Source organism: Micromonospora sp. L31 (genome assembly GCF_052068075.1).
Taxonomy (GTDB): Bacteria; Actinomycetota; Actinomycetes; order Mycobacteriales; family Micromonosporaceae; genus Micromonospora; species Micromonospora purpureochromogenes.
On the sequence record NZ_JBQHDC010000001.1, the window covers coordinates 1 to 17,776 of the forward strand.

At 73.1% G+C, this 17,776-nt stretch carries 15 protein-coding genes; 9 read left to right on the plus strand and 6 right to left on the minus strand.

Annotated elements, in window-relative coordinates; all coding sequences use genetic code 11:
* Window positions 1-510 precede the first annotated feature (510 nt).
* The 6 genes from ACTMS9_RS00005 to ACTMS9_RS00030 all read left to right on the plus strand — a co-directional run bounded on the left by ACTMS9_RS00005 (window position 511) and on the right by ACTMS9_RS00030 (window position 6,773).
* Entirely contained in the window at window positions 511-2,121 is a 1,611-nt protein-coding gene (locus ACTMS9_RS00005) for a protein kinase family protein (RefSeq protein ID WP_441143699.1), read from the plus strand.
* Window positions 2,122-2,164: 43 nt separating this feature from the next.
* Window positions 2,165-2,941, plus strand: coding sequence for an RNA polymerase sigma factor SigM (sigM, locus tag ACTMS9_RS00010; protein WP_441143697.1), 777 nt, complete (start codon window positions 2,165-2,167; stop codon window positions 2,939-2,941).
* Complete coding sequence (locus tag ACTMS9_RS00015; RefSeq protein ID WP_441163819.1) at window positions 2,938-3,915, plus strand: hypothetical protein; 978 nt, start codon at window positions 2,938-2,940, stop codon at window positions 3,913-3,915. Before sigM ends, ACTMS9_RS00015 begins: the two co-directional genes overlap by 4 nt.
* Window positions 3,916-4,107: 192 nt before the next feature.
* Window positions 4,108-5,061 carry a thioredoxin-disulfide reductase gene (gene trxB / locus ACTMS9_RS00020; protein ID WP_280838865.1) on the plus strand — a complete coding sequence of 318 codons (954 nt, stop codon included), beginning with the start codon at window positions 4,108-4,110 and terminating at the stop codon, window positions 5,059-5,061.
* Between the two features lie 36 nt (window positions 5,062-5,097).
* Window positions 5,098-5,421 carry a thioredoxin gene (gene trxA, locus ACTMS9_RS00025; RefSeq protein ID WP_088959679.1) on the plus strand — a complete coding sequence of 108 codons (324 nt, stop codon included), beginning with the start codon at window positions 5,098-5,100 and terminating at the stop codon, window positions 5,419-5,421.
* A gap of 194 nt (window positions 5,422-5,615) precedes the next feature.
* Complete coding sequence (locus ACTMS9_RS00030; RefSeq protein WP_441143692.1) at window positions 5,616-6,773, plus strand: N-acetylmuramoyl-L-alanine amidase; 1,158 nt, start codon at window positions 5,616-5,618, stop codon at window positions 6,771-6,773.
* 36 nt (window positions 6,774-6,809) lie between these two features.
* On the opposite strand, the gene ACTMS9_RS00035 is transcribed toward ACTMS9_RS00030, so the two are convergent.
* A complete protein-coding gene (locus tag ACTMS9_RS00035; protein WP_357614606.1) occupies window positions 6,810-7,475 on the minus strand; it encodes a GNAT family N-acetyltransferase in 666 nt (221 codons plus the stop codon).
* 296 nt (window positions 7,476-7,771) lie between these two features.
* On the opposite strand from ACTMS9_RS00035, the gene ACTMS9_RS00040 reads away from it, so the two are divergent.
* Together ACTMS9_RS00040 and ACTMS9_RS00045 are read left to right on the plus strand one after the other, a co-directional pair.
* Window positions 7,772-9,082, plus strand: coding sequence for a PLP-dependent aminotransferase family protein (locus tag ACTMS9_RS00040; RefSeq protein WP_441143689.1), 1,311 nt, complete (start codon window positions 7,772-7,774; stop codon window positions 9,080-9,082).
* Window positions 9,083-9,089: 7 nt separating this feature from the next.
* Window positions 9,090-10,088: a D-alanine--D-alanine ligase family protein gene (locus ACTMS9_RS00045; RefSeq protein WP_441163820.1), complete on the plus strand. Its 999-nt coding sequence runs from the start codon at window positions 9,090-9,092 to the stop codon at window positions 10,086-10,088.
* Window positions 10,089-10,435: 347 nt separating this feature from the next.
* Here the strand turns inward: ACTMS9_RS00045 and ACTMS9_RS00050 are convergent, their stop codons facing one another.
* Window positions 10,436-11,431, minus strand: a complete 996-nt coding sequence (locus tag ACTMS9_RS00050; protein ID WP_441163821.1) for a hypothetical protein — start codon at window positions 11,429-11,431, stop codon at window positions 10,436-10,438.
* A gap of 944 nt (window positions 11,432-12,375) precedes the next feature.
* On the opposite strand from ACTMS9_RS00050, the gene ACTMS9_RS00055 reads away from it, so the two are divergent.
* Window positions 12,376-12,513, plus strand: coding sequence for a hypothetical protein (locus ACTMS9_RS00055; RefSeq protein ID WP_441143683.1), 138 nt, complete (start codon window positions 12,376-12,378; stop codon window positions 12,511-12,513).
* 1,058 nt (window positions 12,514-13,571) lie between these two features.
* Here ACTMS9_RS00055 and ACTMS9_RS00060 read toward each other — a convergent pair.
* The 4 genes from ACTMS9_RS00060 to ACTMS9_RS00075 form a co-directional block, all read right to left on the minus strand.
* The gene (locus ACTMS9_RS00060; protein ID WP_441143681.1) at window positions 13,572-14,594 is read right to left on the minus strand and encodes a ParB/RepB/Spo0J family partition protein; all 1,023 of its coding nucleotides are present in this window, start codon (window positions 14,592-14,594) and stop codon (window positions 13,572-13,574) included.
* Window positions 14,595-14,621: 27 nt separating this feature from the next.
* Window positions 14,622-15,980 carry an AAA family ATPase gene (locus ACTMS9_RS00065; RefSeq protein WP_441163822.1) on the minus strand — a complete coding sequence of 453 codons (1,359 nt, stop codon included), beginning with the start codon at window positions 15,978-15,980 and terminating at the stop codon, window positions 14,622-14,624.
* 227 nt (window positions 15,981-16,207) lie between these two features.
* A complete protein-coding gene (gene rsmG / locus ACTMS9_RS00070; RefSeq protein WP_441144027.1) occupies window positions 16,208-16,909 on the minus strand; it encodes a 16S rRNA (guanine(527)-N(7))-methyltransferase RsmG in 702 nt (233 codons plus the stop codon).
* A 118-nt stretch (window positions 16,910-17,027) separates the two neighbouring features.
* Window positions 17,028-17,630 (minus strand): Jag family protein, encoded by a 603-nt coding sequence (locus ACTMS9_RS00075; protein WP_441163823.1) that lies wholly within the window; start codon window positions 17,628-17,630, stop codon window positions 17,028-17,030.
* Window positions 17,631-17,776 lie beyond the last annotated feature (146 nt).

Below are 17,776 nucleotides of genomic sequence, written 5' to 3' on the forward strand. Positions count from 1 at the left end.
GCTGCGGATCGGCGAGATCACCGAGGTCGTCGGGATGGTCCGCCGCCGGCTCGGCCGCTGAGCCGGCGACCGGTCGGGGGGCGGCCGCCGGCCGCCCGGTGCGGAGGGTGAACGAGGATGACCAGCCTGGGGACGTGGCTGTGGATAACCCCGCGTTTCCCCGGTCAGCTACCGAATCAGCCTGTGGACAACCAACCGTACGGCTGAGTATGGAGGGCCGTTCGGAGGGAACCTGACAGGACGTCGGCGGACCGCCACACGAGGGCCGGCCCCTGCTGCGATCACTTGCGGTCAACCTCTAGATTGGCTAGTACATGTGCCAGCAACGTGGCTGACAACGGTCGTAACCGGGCGAGGTCGTCCACATCCGGCACGGTCGGGCACGGCGGGAAGATGACATGTCGGGATGACGGGCAGTCCAGGTAAGGTCGCTCTCGACGGATACGGCAGGTGGCCGACGTACGCGTCGAGACGCCGGCCGGTTCCTTCGAAGGCAGAGCGGGAAGCCACATGCCCAGCAGCGCGGGTCCATCGATCGACACGATCACCGAGGGAGGACGGGTGACCCAGGTCGGCGAGGGTCAGGAGGCGGAGGAGACTGCTCCGCCCGTCATGACCTTCGGTGCTCCCACGGCCGGTGAGATCCTCGCCGAGCGGTACGAGCTGGTCGAGCACATCAACAACGACAGCGCCGGGCGGCTGGTCTGGCGGGGGGTCGACGTGGTGCTGCGCCGGCCGGTCGCGGTCGTGCTGCGCTACCCCGGCGGCGACTCCGCCACCGAGATGCTCCAGGCTGCGGTGGCCGCGAGCCGGGTCATCCACCCCAACCTGGTCGGCGTCTACGACGCGATCGACGAGGACGTGCGGGCGTACGTCGTCCGCGAGTGGGTCGACGGCAACTCCCTGCGCGAGATGGTCGCCGACGGGCCGATGGACCCGGCCCGGGCCACGGCCATCGGCAACGCCGTCGCCAGCGCGCTGGCCGCCGTGCACGCCACCGGCATGGTGCACGGCAACGTGCACCCGGGCACCGTGATGATCAGCGACGACGGCCGGGTGGTCCTGGCCGACGCGCGCACCGACGGCGCGGACAGCCAGGAGAACGACATCCGGGCGGTCGGCGGCATCCTCTACTTCGCCCTGACCGGGCACTGGCCGCACGCCGAGGCCCCGCTGCGCGGCGCGACCGCCGGGCACGGTCGGGCCGCCATCCCGGACGCGGTCCGGGACGCCAGCGGCGCGATCGCCGCGCCCCGGCAGGTCCGGGCCGGCGTGCCGGCGTACCTCGACGACCTGACCATGGACCTGCTCGACGCCGAGATCGCCCCGCCCTCGTCGGACGTGCTCGCCGCCGAGCTGGCCCGGCTCGACGTCCCAGCCGAGGACCACTTCCTCGACCAGACCGGCACCATCCGGTTCACCGCGGACCCGGGCGACGACCCGTCCCCGCTGGCTGCCGCCGGTGGGCGGAAGGTCGCCGTGGGCATCGCCGGCCTGCTGGCGGTCGCCCTGGTCGGCCTGCTCATCGGGATCAGCGCGCTGGGCGGCGACGACAAGTCGCCCGACACCGAGCCGGTCGCCCGCCCGTCGAACAGCGCCCCGTCCAACCAGGCGAGCGCACCCGCGCCCGCCGTGCGCAAGCTCAACGTCGAAGATGTCCGGATCGTCGACCCGGACAGCCGGGACCGCGCAGAGGTGCGCGACGCCGAGAAGGTGATCGACGGCGACGAGGACAAGGGCTGGGAGACCCAGAGCTACCGCAACAACGGCAAGTTCGGCGGCCTGAAGGATGGCATGGGCATCTGGATCGACCTGGGCGCGCCGCACACGGTGAAGTCCGTGCAGGCGGTCCTCTCGTCCACCGGGGCCTCCGCCGAGTTGCTCGCCGGTGAGGCCGACTTCCCGCCCAGCTCCGCCGGTGACAAGCAGCTGAAGGCCGCCTACACGACCCGGATCGGGCAGCCGTTCGAGGGGCACGACGGCACCAAGATGACCTTCAACGGCTTCGACGCCGACAAGACGTACCGCTATCTGCTCTTCTGGATCACCGAGCTGCCGGAGAAGGACAGCGGAGACGGCTGGAAGCTCGGCGTCCAGGAAATCACGGTCCAGGGGTCGTGAGCCGCCCGCCGCGCGCCCGGCACCGCATCCGACGGACGTGGTGATGGCCGGTCGCGGCGGGCGTACGCCCGATCCGGCGACCGGCGAGGCGGTGCCGGTCGTACCGCCGCGCGCGGTCCCGCCCGCCGAGGCGAGCGACGTCGAACTGCTCCGCGCCCACGTGGCCGGTGACCGGGACGCGTTCACCGAACTGTTCCACCGGCACCGTGACCGCCTCTGGGCGGTGGCCATGCGGACGCTCGGCGACCGCGAGGAGGCCGCCGACGCCCTCCAGGACGCGCTGCTCTCCGCCCACCGGGGCGCCGCCCGGTTCCGGGGTGACTCGGCCGTCACGACCTGGCTGCACCGGATCGTGGTGAACGCCTGCCTGGACCGGATCCGCCGCCGCCAGGCGCACCCGACCGTCCCGCTGCCCGACGGCACCCGGGTCGACGAGGGTGGCTCCGGCGGCATCGAGCCGGCCGCCCCGGCCGCGGACCACGACACCGCGCTGGTCGTCCGACAGGCCCTGGCCACGCTGCCGGTCGAGCAGCGGTCCGCCCTCGTGCTGGTCGACGTGCAGGGCTACCCGGTCGCCGAGGTGGCCCGGATCCTCGGCGTCGCCGAGGGGACGGTGAAGAGCCGCTGCGCCCGCGGCCGCGCCCGGCTGGCGGTCCAGCTCGGGCACCTGCGGACCGGCTCCGACGACGCCGGGCCGGATGCGGTCCCGGTCGCCGGCCGGGGCGTGCCCGGCGTCACCCTCGGGAACCCCCGGGCCTCGGAGGGCGTCGGATCGGGGTCGGGGCACTCCCGACGGGACCCCAACCAGGAGGACGCGTGACGGCCGGGAAGTTCAGCGGGGTCGACCACGACCTGCTCGCCGACTACCTCGGCGGGGCGCTGGACGGCACCCCGGAGGAGGCCTCCGTCGCGCGACTGGTCGAGCAGGACCCAGCCTGGGCCGAGGCGTACGCCGCGCTGGCGCCGGCCGTCGCCCGGGTCCGCGCCGACCTGGCCGACTGGGCCGAACCGGCCCCGCAGATGCCGCTCGCGGTCACCGAACGACTCACCGCCGCGCTGGCCGGCGCCGGGCCCGCCCCGGCCGACGCACCGGCGCTCACCACCCCGGCGGATGCCGTGACGCCGGCCGGCGAGCGGCATCCGCCGGTGCCGGCGCAGTCCGCGCGGGGTCCGGGGCGTACCGCCGGTGCCGGACGGGACGACGCGACCGGGCCGGGCCGTCGGCGCCGGCGCTGGGCGCGGCTCGCCGCCCCCGTCGCGCTGGCCGCGGCCTCGCTCGCGGCCGTCGGGCTCGGCGTCGACCACCTGCTCGACCCCTCGGGGGGCGGCGGCACGGCCGAGTCGACGGTCGCCGGGGGCGACGCCGCCTCGGCGACGGCGCCCTTCCGGGTCACCGGCGCACCGCAGACCAGCGGCACCGACTGGACGCCGCAGACCCTGGCCGGTGGGGCGACCTCGACCGTGCTGCCCCAGGTGGCCACCGACCGCCCCGGGCTGGCACCGGGCGGGTCGACCGAGAAGGCCCCCGAGGCGGACCGGCGACCGTCCCCCGGCGGGCTCCTCCGGCTCGCCGCTCCGGACGCGCTGGACACCTGTCTCACCGAGGTCGCCGCCGAGCACGGACGCGGGGCGATCACGGTGGAACTGCTCGACTACGCCAGCTTCCAGGGGGAACCGGCGCTCGTTCTCCGGTTCGCCGATCCGTCGGGAGAGCGCTGGGCCTGGGCGAGCGGCGCGGAGTGTGGCGTGCCGGGATCCGGCGCGGACACCCGCTACCGGGCGCGGGTAGGGTGAGGTCAGGTCGCCGGCCATCCGTCGCCGCGTGACGTGACCCACCGGATGACCGGTTCGGGAATCCCCGGTTCGTACGATGACGTTCTGCAAGTCAGCCGCCGGCGTCGCTGAGCCGTCGGCACTCGGATCGGCGTCGTCCCGGCGGTGGGTCAGCCGGGGGCGGATGTCGAACACACACATCGGGAGACGGCAGTGGACGAGGTCCGCAACCTGATCATCATCGGCTCCGGGCCGGCCGGTTACACGGCGGCGGTCTACGCCGCGCGCGCCAACCTCAAGCCGCTCGTCATCGAGGGTGTGCAGTCCGGCGGCGCCCTGATGACGACCACCGAGGTGGAGAACTTCCCCGGCTTCGCCGACGGCATCCTCGGCCCCGAGCTGATGGACAACATGCGCAAGCAGGCCGAGCGGTTCGGCGCGGAGTTCCTCACCGACGACGTCACCCGGGTCGAGCTGCAGGACACCGGCATGATCGGGTCGGACGCGGTCAGCACCGTGTGGGTCGGCGAGACCGCCCACCGGGCCAGGGCCGTCATCCTCTCCACCGGTTCGGCCTGGCGTCCGCTGGGCGTGCCGGGCGAGCAGGAGTACCTGGGCCACGGCGTGTCGTCCTGCGCCACCTGTGACGGTTTCTTCTTCCGCGGCCAGCACATCGTCGTCGTCGGCGGTGGCGACTCCGCGATGGAGGAGGCGAGCTTCCTCACCCGGTTCGCCGACTCGGTCACCATCATCCACCGGCGCGACTCGTTCCGCGCCAGCAAGATCATGGCCGACCGCGCCCTCGGCAACGACAAGATCAAGGTTGAGTGGAACAGCACCGTCGAGGAGATCCTCGGCGAGGACGGCAAGGTCAGCGGCGTACGGGTCCGCAACGTGCACACCGGTGACACCAAGGTGCTCGACGTGACCGGCGTGTTCGTGGCGATCGGCCACGACCCGCGCAGCGAGCTCTTCCGGGGGCAGGTGGAGCTGGACGACGAGGGGTACGTGAAGGTCGAGGCGCCGAGCACCCGGACCAGCGTGCCGGGTGTCTTCGCCGCCGGCGACGTGGTCGACCACACCTACCGGCAGGCCATCACGGCGGCCGGCACCGGCTGCGCCGCCGCCCTCGACGCCGAGCGCTTCATCGCCACGATCAGCGGCTGAACAACCGAACAACGAAAGTCCCGGAGGAGGGTCATAGTGGGAGCAACAAAGGTCGTCACCGACGCGAACTTCGCCACTGACGTGCTGAAGTCCGACAAGCCGGTACTGGTGGACTTCTGGGCCGAGTGGTGCGGGCCGTGCCGCAAGGTCTCCCCGCTGCTGGAGGAGATCGCGGGCGAGATGGGCGACCAGGTCACCATCGTCAAGCTCAACATCGACGAGAACCCGGAGACCGCCCGCGCCTACCGGGTGATGTCCGTACCGACCCTCACCATCTTCAAGAACGGCGAGCCGGTGCAGTCGATCGCCGGCGCCAAGCCCAAGGGCGAGCTGGTCCGGCTCATCGAGTCGGCGCTCTGACGTTCGCAGCACCGGAACCCCCGTACCCTCCCCGGGTGCGGGGGTTCCGTCGTTCCCGGCCCTGAGCTGGGCGAACGCCGGGTGGACGGCCACCGGGCACGGTACGCTCCGTAGGCATCCGCTACGCGCCAGAGCACTCCGGTCGCGCGACCGTGGCGCCCGCCCAGCCAGCATCCGTGCAGAGGGGGTCGTGCGTGCGTCCGATCCGACCCGGTGACCGTGGGCCTGCGGTGACGGAGATCCGCACGGTCCTGACCGGCCTCGAACTGCTTCCGCCCGCCATCGGCGACGAGTTCGACGTCGCCACGGAACGCGCCGTCCGCGCCTTCCAGCAGTCCCGGGGGCTCAGCGTCGACGGTCGGGTGGGTGCCGAGACCTGGCGCGCCCTGGACGCCGCCCGCTGGCGGCTCGGCGCCCGCACCCTCTACCACGCGGTGCCCGAACCCCTCACCGGCGAGGACGTCCGGTCGCTCCAGGAGCGGCTGCTGGAGATGGGGTACGACGTGGGCCACGCCGACGCCATTTACGGCGTCCGCACCGCCCGCGCAGTGGCCCAGTTCCAACGCGAGGTGGGCCTGAAACCGGACGGCTCCTGCGGCCCGCACACCATGGGTGCGCTGCGCCGCCTCGGTCGCAAGGTGGTCGGCGGCCGGCCGCAGTGGCTCCGCGAGTCCGACGCGATCCGGCAGTCCGGGCCGACCCTGGTGGGGCGGACGGTGGTGATCGACCCCGGCCACGGGGGCACCGACCCGGGTGTGGTGGTGCCGGACGGCCCGCTGCGCTGGAGCGAGGCGGATCTGGTGCACGACCTGGCCAGCCGCTTGGAGGGGCGGCTGGCCGCGGCGGGCGTACGGGTGCAGCTGACCCGTGGCCCGACGCCGGCGACGTGCCTGCCGGACCCCGACCGGGCGCAGCTGGCCAACTCGCTCGGCGCGGACGTGTTCATCTCGCTGCACACCGACGGGCACGCCAACCCCGAGGCCGACGGGGTGGCCACCTACCACTACGGCACCGACAACGGCGTCACCTCGGCGACCGGGGAGCGGCTGGCCGGGCTGGTGCAGCGGGAGATCGTGGCGCGTACCGGGCTGCGCGACTGCCGTACCCACGCCAAGGCCTGGGACCTGCTGCGGCTGACCCGGATGCCGGCGGTACGCGTCGAGGTCGGCTACCTCACCTCGCCGCGGGACCGGAACCGGCTGGTGGACCCCCGGTTCCGGGACAAGGTGGTCGAGGCGATCGTGGCCGCCGTGCAGCGGATGTTCTTCCCGATCGAGCGGGACGTGCCGACGGGCTCGATCGACGTCAGCGAGCTGCGCAAGGTGGTGGCCGCCGGCGCGGTGATGGACTGAGCCGCCATCCAGGGCTTCCTTCCGGCGGGCCGGGCGTCAGCCGGTGGTGGCGCGGGTGGCCGGGGCGGGGCGTACCGGGCGGAGCAGGGTCTCCGGGCTCATCGAGCCGAGCAGCTTCTCCAGCGCGTACTCGACGTCGGACTTCCAGCTCAGCGCCGTGCGCAACTCCAAGCGCAGCCGGGGGTAGCGCGGGTGCGGCCGGACGGTCTTGAAGCCCACCGAGAGGAAGAAGTCGGCCGGGGCGACGCAGGCCCGGGTCGGGTCGTCGCCGTCGCCGAACTTGGCGTCGCCGAACGCCTCGATCGCCTTGATGCCGCGCTTGGTGAGGTCCCGCGCGACGCCCTGGACGAGCATCCGGCCCAGCCCGCCGCCGGCGAACGAGGACACCACGTTGGCGGTCATCAGCAGCGCCGCGTCGGCGGAGACCGGAGAGGTGGGGAAGGCCATCGACCGGGGGACGTAGGCGGGCGGGGCGTACATGACGAAGCCGGCGGGCATGCCGTCGACGTAGGCCAGCTTGCCGCAGGAGCCCCACTCCAGCAGGGTCTGGGAGACCCAGGCCTCCTTCTCCAGGCCGGGGTCACCGGCGGCGCAGGCCCGGTCGGCGGAGACCGGGTCGAGCTCCCAGTAGACGCACTGCCGGCACGGGCGGGGCAGGTCTTCCAGGGTGTCGAGGGTCAGACTGACCAGACGTCGCGACATTGGCGCATCCCCACAATAGGCTCGGAGGTGAAACCAGCGCGGAGGAGACGCCGCCGCCTTCCTGCCCCCCGACGAGCGATCGTACGCCGCCAGCCGACCGTACGGGAGGGGACGCGCGAACGACCACCCGAGCCGGGGACGGCGGTCCGGGATGTGGACGCGGCCCACGTCAGGGGTTCCGGGGTGGCGGCCGCGGACTAGGATCGACCAACCGGCGTCCCGCGCCGCCATGGTCGCCGGTTCCGCGGGTACCACACGGGGCGGGAGCCCGACCGACACCCGATCGAGGTGATGTCATGACCGGCACGACGCTCGACGACTACACCGACCGGTACGCCCGGCGCGTCCGCGGGATGACCGCCTCGGAGATCCGGGCGCTCTTCGCGGTGGCCAGCCGTCCGGAGGTCGTCTCGCTCGCCGGTGGGGCACCCTACATCGCCGCGCTGCCGCTCGACGCGGTCGGCGAGATGCTGGGCCGGCTCGGCTCCGAGCACGGGGCGACCACCCTCCAGTACGGCATCGGCCAGGGCACGCTGGAGCTGCGCGAGCGGATCTGCGAGGTGATGGCCCTCTCCGGCATCGACGCGTCCTGCGGCGCCTCCCCGGACGACGTGGTGGTGACCGTCGGCGGCCAGCAGGCCCTCGACCTGGTGGCCCGGCTCTTCCTCGACCCGGGGGACGTGGTGCTCGCCGAGGGCCCGACGTACGTCGGCGCGCTCGGGGTGTTCCAGGCCGCCCAGGCCCAGGTGGCGCACGTGCCGATGGACGACGAGGGGCTGATCCCCGAGGCGCTGGAGGTGGCCATCGCCGACCTGGCCCGCGCCGGGCGCCGGGTCAAGTTCCTCTACACCATCCCGACCTACCAGAACCCCACCGGCGTGACGCTGAGCGAGGAGCGCCGCGAGCGGGTGCTGGACATCTGCGAGCGCGCCGGCCTGCTCGTGGTGGAGGACGACCCGTACGGTCAGCTCGGGTTCGAGGGCGAGGCGCCCCTGCCGCTGCGGGCCCGCCGCCGCGACGGGGTCTTCTACCTGAGCACCTTCTCCAAGACCTTCGCCCCCGGCCTGCGGGTCGGCTGGATCCTCGCCCCGCACGCCGTCCGCGACAAGCTGGTGATCGCCAGCGAGGCGCAGATCCTCTGCCCCAGCGGCTACGCCCAGGCGGCCGTGGCGACGTACCTGTCGACGATGCCGTGGCGGCAGCAGCTGAAGGTCTACCGGGAGGTCTACCGGGAGCGGCGGGACGCGATGCTCACCGCGCTGGAGGACCTGATGCCGGACGGCACCACCTGGACCACCCCGGCCGGTGGCCTCTTCGTCTGGGCGAACCTGCCGGACGGGCTGGACGCCAAGGCGATGATGCCCCGCGCCATCGCCGCCCGGGTCGCCTACGTGCCGGGCACCGGCTTCTACGCGGACGGTTCCGGCACCGGCAACATGCGGCTCAACTTCTCCTTCCCGTCGCCCGAGCGGATCCGGGAGGGCGTCCGCCGCCTCGCCGGCGTGATGGAGCAGGACATCGCCATGCGCCGGGTCTTCGGCACGGTGACCCCGGCCGAACGCCGGCGGCAGGGCGGCGCGGACGCGCCCGGACCCGACTTGGCATGATTCCGGCATGGCCGTGACCTCTGCCGGGGCAACCCCCGTGACCGATCCCGCCGTCACCGCCGACCTGCACGTGCTGGTGCTCGCCGGTGGCCTCTCCTACGAGCGGGACGTCTCGCTGCGTTCCGGCCGCCGGGTGCTCGACGCGCTGCGCGCCGTCGGCGTGGAGGCGGAGCTGCGGGACGCCGACGTGGCGCTGCTGCCCGCCCTGGCCGCCGACCCGCCGGACGCGGTGGTGATCGCGCTGCACGGCGCGACCGGCGAGGACGGTTCGCTGCGCGGCGTGCTGGACCTCTGCGGCGTGCCGTACGTCGGCTGCGACGCCCGCGCCTCCCGGCTCGCCTGGGACAAGCCGTCGGCGAAGGCCGTGCTGCGGGAGAACGGCATCCCCACCCCCGACTGGGTGGCGCTGCCGCACGACCGCTTCTCCGAGTTGGGCGCGGTGGCGGTGCTCGACCGGATCGTGGACCGGTTGGGGCTGCCGCTGATGGTGAAGCCGACCCAGGGCGGTTCCGGCCTGGGCGCCGCCGTGGTCCGGGACGCCGCGGCGCTGCCCGCCGCGATGGTGGGTTGTTTCGCGTACGACTCGACGGCGCTGGTGGAGCGGTACGTGCCCGGCATGGACGTCGCCGTCTCCGTGGTGGACCTCGGTGACGGCCCGCGCGCCCTCCCGCCGGTGGAGATCGTGCCCCGCAACGGCGTGTACGACTACGCGGCCCGCTACACCGCCGGCCGGACCACCTGGCACGCCCCGGCCCGGCTGGACAGCGCCGTCGCCGACACGGTCGCCGAGGTGGCGCTGGCGGCGCACACCGCCCTGGGCCTGCGCGACCTGTCCCGGGTCGACCTGATCGTCGACGCCGACGGCCGACCGCACGTGCTGGAGGTGAACGTCTCGCCGGGCATGACCGAGACGTCGCTGCTGCCGCTGGCGGTCCAGGCGGCCGGGCTGGACTTCGGGCGGGTGCTGGGGTCGCTGGTCAGCCGCGCCGCCGCCCGGCGCGGCTGACCGCTTCCCGCGCATGCTGCGGCCTGCCGATGCGGCGGCCGCTTTGAACTACCCGCCGGCTGCATTGGGCCGGCGCGTCGGTGAACGACCGCCGAGTCGGCCCGGGCAGCGGTGACTCGCTCTCGGGAGCAGGACGACAACCGCGGCCAGTGGGTCGACGTTCCCGGCTACTACTCCACGACGGGTGTTCGCCCGCCGTGCGCTCCCGGTAGCTCCCTCACCTCGCGCTCGTTTCCGCGGCGTGGGCTACGCAGCGGACTGGCCGCCGACGCCGTTCCAGTCCCGTTGACTGCCTGGCGTCAGCAGAGCGATCAGCGTCGCGGGATCTGTCAGCGTCGCGGGATCTTTCACCGTCCCGGAGTCGTCGCTGTTCCCGGGCCCGTCGCTGTTCCCGTGCCCGTCGCTGTTCCAGATGTCGTCGCCGGGCCGGAGCTCGCCGCCGGGCCGGGAGCGTCATCGTGCCGGGGGCGTCCGCCCTGCCGGGGAGCGTTGTCCTCCTGGCCGCCGTTGCTGCCCTCCGCGTCGGCGCTGTCCGCGTCGGCCGTCATCTCGGTGTCGGCGGTCACCTCGGCGTCGTCGCCCCCGTTGCCGTCGTCGCCCGCTCTGACATCGCCAGTGTCAGCTCCTGCGGCGGCGGCGTCGTCCGGGTCGTCCGCCGGTACGGGCGTCTCCTCGTCCGACTCGATCACCGACACCGGCTCCTCCTGCTGCTCTGCGGCGGCCTCCTGCTCCCGAGATGCCTGCGCGGACAGGCTGGACGGCGCCTGCCACTGGATGCGCGGTGGCTCGGCCAGTGGGCGTCCGCCGAACTCGGCCAGCCAGGCGGCCACCATGGCCAGGTTCTCCCGCCACTGGGACTCGGAGATGGGCGGCAGGATCGAGTCCCACAGCGACAGGAAGGTGCCCCGGAGCTGGAGCCGCCCGTACGGCCGGGCCAGGAACCACATGTGCAGGTGCGCCGACCCGTCGCCCCAGCGGTTGACGTGCACGCGGGCGACGCCGTCCAGCGACCGGATGGCGCGTTCCAGTCGTACCGTCATGACCCCCAGCTCGGCGGCGAGCAGGTTGGGCAGGTCGCCGAGGTCGAGGTGGGAGCGGGACTCCAGGATCAGCACCATCGGCAGGCCGGTGGGCCGGTCCATGGCGCGTACCCGCCAGCGCTCGCCCACCCAGATGTAGGCGTCGTCGGGGGCGTTGCAGGCCGTGCATTCCCGGTGCCCTTCGCCCTTGCGGGGCGGCTCGACCGGGACCGGATCCTCGAGTTGCTTGACGCGGAGGTCCCCCTCGAAGGGGAAGGAGGGCCACTGGGTGAAATCCGGGACTGCGGGAGGGGTGTCGTGCACGACGCTGACCCTAACCGAGTCGGAGACCGCTGTCCCTACCCGAACGACGGCGATCGTGAGTCCGTCTCGTGGGCGGCAGGGTGCCAACCGAGGGCGTGCGGAGGCCGCCGGAGAGCAGTTGTCCACAGGCTGGTGAGATCACCACCACACCACGTCATCCACAGGCCAGGACGCCATCTGACACCGTGTTTCACGTGAAACGAGGGGTGCCTGTGGAAAACCGCTGTGGATAACCGGGGAGTCGAATCCACAGCCCTGACCACAGGCAGGGCGGGCCCGCTTCTCCCAACGAGCGAAGCGCCGGTTGGCTGCTGCCGGAAGCGGCGTTTCTGCCGAGCGTCGCGCGCCGAGAGGGCACCGGGATGGCCTTCCAGTCGACGACGGACGCCTCATCTTCAATCTGCCGCAGTTGGTGCTCCGGCTTCACCATGCCTGCGCCGCAGGGGGCGGTCCTCGGTCCGGATCGCTTCCACGTCGGTCGCGGGCGTCGGAGGTTGGAGCGGAAGCAATCCGGGGTAGGCCCGTCGCTCGTTTCACGTGGAACCTCGCCGGTTTCACGTGGAACGCCGCGAGGCGGCATCCCCGTGTGGCGATCGAGCGCGGCGATTTCGGGCCCGGCCGGGCACCGTCCCAGATGCGGACCGACCGCCGTGGCCGTCGAGCCGGTTCCGATGACAACCGGCCGACCTCCTGGAGCGAGGCGCTGACGCCGGTCGCTTGGCGTCCATTGGGTTCGACCGGAATGGCTCGGCCCGGGGTGGCGGTGTGGCTCGCTCTCGGCGTGATCCATGAGCCCACGATCACTACGCAGGCGGGCTGGATTCCGGCCCACGGCCCACGTCGCTTGGTGCATCCGGCCAACTGGCCCCCGGACTCCGCCTGCATCGGCCCGGCTGCCGCCGAGACTTTGCTGGCGTTGGCCGGCTGCCGCCAAGGCTCCGCTGGTGTTGAGGGACTGCCGCCAGGAGGTGGGGGCGGCGTACCTGCGCATCAAGAAGGCCGCCGAGAACGGCCTGACCCGCCGAGGCCTCCAGCGCCGTGGTCGGGGCTACACCACGCTCGGCCACAGGTTCCTTCGATGACGATCCGGATCTGCCCGGCGAGCGGGGACGAGGCAGCCGACATCACGAGCTGACATCGGTTAACTCGGCAGCTCGGGCAGCGCGCCGATCGCCTGTGGCGCGTTCCAGCCGCGCCGCCGAAGGCGGCACCCTGGCAGTGAGATCGATCCCGCGGGGCGAGCCTGAGTCGTGGGCATGTCACGAGAGTGCTTTCCCAGCACCTCGTTTCACGTGAAACGAGGTGCTGCGGTACCGGTCCCGTCGGGCAGGTGTCATCTCTGCCCCGACCGGAGCAACCGCCGAAGCCCCCTCAGGCGCTCCAGGCGGGACGAGGCCCGTCACTGCGACCCCGTTTGCCCCAGGGGCGCCTCGAGGGCTCAGGCGACGCTACAGGGGCCTCCCATGACTGACCTGAAAGAGCCAGCGTCGGAGCCACGCCCACGCCGGCCGTCACTGAGCGGGCGGCGGGCGGCGGGCGGCGGGCGGCGGGCGGCGGGCGGCCGGCGGCCGGCGGCGGCAAGATACGACCACCGCCGAGCAACCCGTCCGCCGAGTACGGGCTGTACCTCCGTGAAGCAGAACGACGGCGGCGACACGTTCCTCGCGCTGTGTTCGGCGCCCGCGTTGGTAGAGGAGCCACCCTCCCGCGCGTCCGTCCCCGTGAGCCAGGCCGGTGATGGAAGCTGCCGATCCCTGGCGAGTCCGGTGGGAACCGGAGCGTCGCGGCCCCAGCACGAACGGATCGGTCTGTCGGTTCGCGACGCATCGGCTGCCCGCCATCGGTCCCTCCCGCCGGACACCGCATCGCCTCACTACGGACGAGCACGGTGTCCCGGGTCGAGCCGGTCTCGGTGAAGTGCTCAGCGACGCAGCCCTCCGAGGAAGCCGCCGCAGCGGCCCCGGCCCCCTCGCCGGCCTCCAGCCGCCGCCAGCCCACCGCCGCGCACCGGTTTCACGTGAAACACGTCGCGGCCGCCATCCCGCCCCCAGGCCACCGACGCACGCCCGCAGCGACAGCAGGAAACGAACCGGCCGCGTGCCCTCAGGGCGACGCGGCCGGTGATGAAACCAGGGCGGGGTCAGTCCTCCGGCTCCTGCTCGCCGACGCCGATGATGCCCACGATCCGCTCCAGGTCGTCCACCGTCGCGAACTCGATGGTGATCTTGCCCTTGCTCCGGCCGATGTCGACCTTCACCCGGGTGTCGAAGCGGTCGGAGAGCCGGTCGGCCAGATCGGTGAGCGCCGGAGCGTGCGGCTTGGTACGCCGCTTCGCCGCCGGCGTCTTCGCCGGCCCGTCGTTGAGCGCGAGCGCCACGATCTCCTCGGTCGCGCGGACGGACAAGCCCTCGGCGACGATCCGGAGGGCGAGCTGTTCCTGCGCCTCCGCCTCGTCGAGGCTCAGCAGCGCCCGGGCGTGGCCCGCCGAGAGCACGCCGGCGGCGACCCGGCGCTGCACCTGCGCCGGGAGGTTCAGCAGGCGGATGGTGTTGGAGATCTGCGGCCGGCTGCGGCCGATCCGCCGCGCCAACTCCTCGTGGGTGGCGCCGAACTCCTCCAGCAGCTGCTGGTAGGCCGCGGCCTCTTCCAGCGGGTTGAGGTTCGCCCGGTGGATGTTCTCCAGGAGGGCGTCCCGGAGCATTGCGTCGTCCTTGGTGTCCCGGACGATCGCCGGAATGCTCTCCCGGCCCACCGCCTGGGCGGCCCGCCACCGGCGCTCGCCCATGACGAGCTCGTACTTCTCGGCGTCGAGCTGGCGGACGACGATCGGCTGGAGGAAGCCGACCTCCTGGATGGAGATCTTCAGCTCCTCCAGCGCCTCCTCGTCGAAGACGTGCCGGGGCTGCTTCGGGTTCGGCACGATCGCGTCGACCGGGATTTCGGCGAAGCGGGCACCCGGCACCGGGCTCAGCTGCGGCTCGGGCGGCGCCGGCGGGGTGGCGACCGGCGCGGTCACCGCCTCGACGGGAGGCGCGCCCGCCGTACCGCCGGTGTCGGCTTCGACCGGCGCGATGAGGGTGGTGCCCGGCGCCTCCGGTGCCGGCCCGGTCGGGATCAGCGCCCCGAGCCCTCGACCCAGACCGCCACGGGGACGGTTCTTCATGCGACGCCTCCCAGCGACTCGTGCCCACTACGCATTCCGGCTCACCGGCTCCTTGACACCGCGCTCGGCGATCTCCTGGGCGGCCTCGAAGTAGCTCGTCGCCCCCCGCGAACCGGGATCGTAGGTCATCACGGACTGCCCGTAGCTGGGTGCCTCGGACACCCGCACGTTGCGCGGGATGACCGCCTGGAGGACCTTGTCGCCGAAGTGGTTCCGGACGTCCTGCTCGACCGCGTCGGCCAGTCGGGTACGCCGGTCGTACATGGTGAGCAGGATCGTGGAGACCTCGAGCTTGGGGTTGAGGTGCTGCCGTACCAGGTTGATGTTGTTGATCAGCTGGTTGAGGCCCTCCAGCGCGTAGTACTCGCACTGGATGGGGATCAGCACCTCCTGCGCGGCGACCAGCGCGTTGACCGTCAGCAGGCCGAGCGAGGGCGGGCAGTCGATGAAGACGTAGTCGAAGTGCCCCGGGTACGCGTCGATGGCCCGAGCCAACCGGGACTCCCGGGCGACCACGGACACCAGCTCGATCTCCGCGCCCGCCAGGTCGATGGTGGCCGGCACGCACCACAGGTTGGGGATGCCCTCGACCTCCTGGGCGACCTCCTCCAGCGGCACGCTGTTGATCAGGCAGTCGTAGACGTCCGGCACGCCGGTGTGGTGCGGCACGTTGAGCCCGGTCGAGGCGTTGCCCTGCGGGTCGAGGTCGACCACCAGGACCCGGTTGCCGTGCAGGGCGAGCGCCACCGCCAGGTTCACCGTGGTCGTGGTCTTACCCACGCCACCCTTCTGGTTCGCGACGCACATGACCCGGGTCCGGTCGGGCCGAGGCATGGTCACCTCGCCACTCGGATTCAGGATCTGCACGGCGCGCATCGCCTCCATAGCCAACGGTGGGTCATCCTCTTCGCGCGTCGGGGTTTCACGTGAAACGTACGCGGCGGCGGCCGGGTCGACGGTCACGCCCCCGGCCGCCGGCCCCGGCGTGTTCGCGGCGACGGACTCGGAGTCCGCCACCGCGCCCGGGTGCGGCTGCTGGGGTACGGCGGGCGGCACATTGCCACCGACCGGTGTCTCGAAGCGGGACGGCACGCCGGAGTTGCGTTGGACCGGGGCGGTGCGGTCGCTGGGCGCGTTGACCGGCCGGCCCGCGTCGTCCGCGATGGGCGGCGGCGGAATGTACGACTCGGGGGAGGGGCGCGCGGCGCCCACTGCGGGCACGTCCCGACCGACCACCGGATCGCAGTCCGGCGGGCCGGCGGAACCCGGCTGGCCGTCGGCGGGCCGGAGGTCGTGGTCGGTTTCACGTGAAACAGGGTCCACTCCGGAGGGGATGCCCTCCGGGCGTCTCACCCGTGGATCGTCGTACCTGCCGTCGTCATGCACCTGTCATCCCTGCCCGCTCCGGATGGTCGGTCCGCACCCCGTCAATCAGGCCACACGCGCACTCGCACCGCAGCGCGTACGGTCCCGGCGGGAGCGGTCGGGACCCGGTGCGCCCGACGCCCGCCCGCCCCACACTATCGACGCGCGGCCAGCCTACGGGGGACGGGCGCGGCGGGTCCATCTCGGTTGTCCGCCGGCCGGTGCGACACGCCGGAACCCGAGCGGGATCACCGAGCGCGCTTGCGTCCGCCCCGTGAGCGCTTGGGTGCCTTCTTGGCGGACGGCGGACGGACCACCCGCTCGCGCACGATCTCCACCACGGTGGTCGGCGGGTCGATGACGCCGACGCCGCAGAGGTGCACGCTCGGCTCGCCACCACCGAGCCGGTCGACGGTCTCGGCGTGCTCCGCGATCTCGTCCGCCGCGGAGGAGCCCTTCAGGGCGATCAGCCGGCCGCCGGGTACGGCGAGCGGCAGGCACCAGCCGGAGAGCCGGTCGAGCGGCGCGACCGCTCGCGAGGTCACCACGTCGGCGCTGAACGGGCCGGTGCCCGTCGCGTCGGTGGCCGCCTCGTCGGCCCGGCCCCGGAACACCCGGACCGTCTTGGCCAGCCCGAGCTGCTGCACCGCCTCGATCAGGAAGGAGGTCCGCCGGGCCAGCGGCTCGACCAGGATCACCTGGAGGTCGGGGCGGGCGATCGCCAGCACCAGCCCGGGCAGCCCGGCGCCGGAGCCGACGTCGATGACGCTGGCCCCTTCCGGGATGCGCTCGGCCACGGCGGCACAGTTGAGCAGGTGCCGGTCCCAGATCCGGGGCGCCTCCCGCGGGCCGATCAGGCCGCGTACCACCCCGTCGGTGGCGAGCAGCTCGGCGTACGCGGCCGCCAGGTCCAGCCGGTCACCGAAGAGCGTCCGGGCCGCCGGGGCCAGCTCGGCCGGCAGCGCGGCGTCCTCCGGCGAGGGAACGGGGCGGACAGGCGACGGCCCGGGCGGCGTACCACCCGGGCCGGTCACGGCGTCGGCCGTGGCGTCGTCGTGGGTCACCCGGTCAGTCCGCCGGCCGGACGATGATGCGCCGGTTCGGCTCGACGCCCTCGGACTCGCTCTCCACACCGCTCATGGCGTTGACCACGTCGTGCACGCACTTGCGCTCGAAGGCGGACATCGGCTCCAGCCGGACCGGCTCGCCGTGCTCCTTGACCTTCTCCACCGCGTTCTTGGCCACGGCGGCGAGTTCCTTGCGCCGGGTGGCGCGGTAGCCGCCGACGTCGAGCAGCAGGCGGCTGGGCGTACCGGTCTGGCGGAACACCGCGAGCCGGGCCAGCTCCTGGAGCGCCTCCAGGGTGGCGCCGCGCTGGCCGACCAGGTTCTGCAGCCGGGCGCCGACCACCTCGACGACCGGGCGCCCGCCGGAGACGAGCTCGTCGATGTCGCCGTCGTAGTCGAGGATGTCGAGCAGGCCCTCGATGTAGTCGGCAGCGATCTCGCTCTGCGCGAAGAGCTCGCCCTCGCCGGCGGCCTTCTTCGGGGCGGCACCCGCCTCGACCGCCGCCTCCCCGGCCTCCTCGGGCTCGCCGTCACCGGTCGCGGCGGTCGGCACAATCTCCTCGTCCACGGACTGCTCCGCACTGGGGATGCTGGTGTCGGTCACGGTGTCATCTCCGTACTCGCTCGGCCGGACCGTCGGGTCCGCTGGTTTCCCGGGGCGCCCGGCGGGAGAAGGCCGGTGCCCACGGGCACGTCTTGTACGGGCAGTCTCGCCCGTGACCGCGCCAGGCGCGGCGGTTCCGGCCCGGC

Excerpts from the sequence above, each read along its gene's own strand:
- ACTMS9_RS00060 (WP_441143681.1), bottom strand. The coding sequence starts at position 14,594 with ATGAAGAACCGTCCCCGTGGCGGTCTGGGTCGAGGGCTCGGGGCGCTG.
- ACTMS9_RS00040 (WP_441143689.1), top strand. The coding sequence starts at position 7,772 with ATGACCGGCACGACGCTCGACGACTACACCGACCGGTACGCCCGGCGC.
- sigM (WP_441143697.1), top strand. The coding sequence starts at position 2,165 with ATGGCCGGTCGCGGCGGGCGTACGCCCGATCCGGCGACCGGCGAGGCG.
- ACTMS9_RS00005 (WP_441143699.1), top strand. The coding sequence starts at position 511 with ATGCCCAGCAGCGCGGGTCCATCGATCGACACGATCACCGAGGGAGGA.
- ACTMS9_RS00045 (WP_441163820.1), top strand. The coding sequence starts at position 9,090 with ATGGCCGTGACCTCTGCCGGGGCAACCCCCGTGACCGATCCCGCCGTC.
- ACTMS9_RS00035 (WP_357614606.1), bottom strand. The coding sequence starts at position 7,475 with ATGTCGCGACGTCTGGTCAGTCTGACCCTCGACACCCTGGAAGACCTG.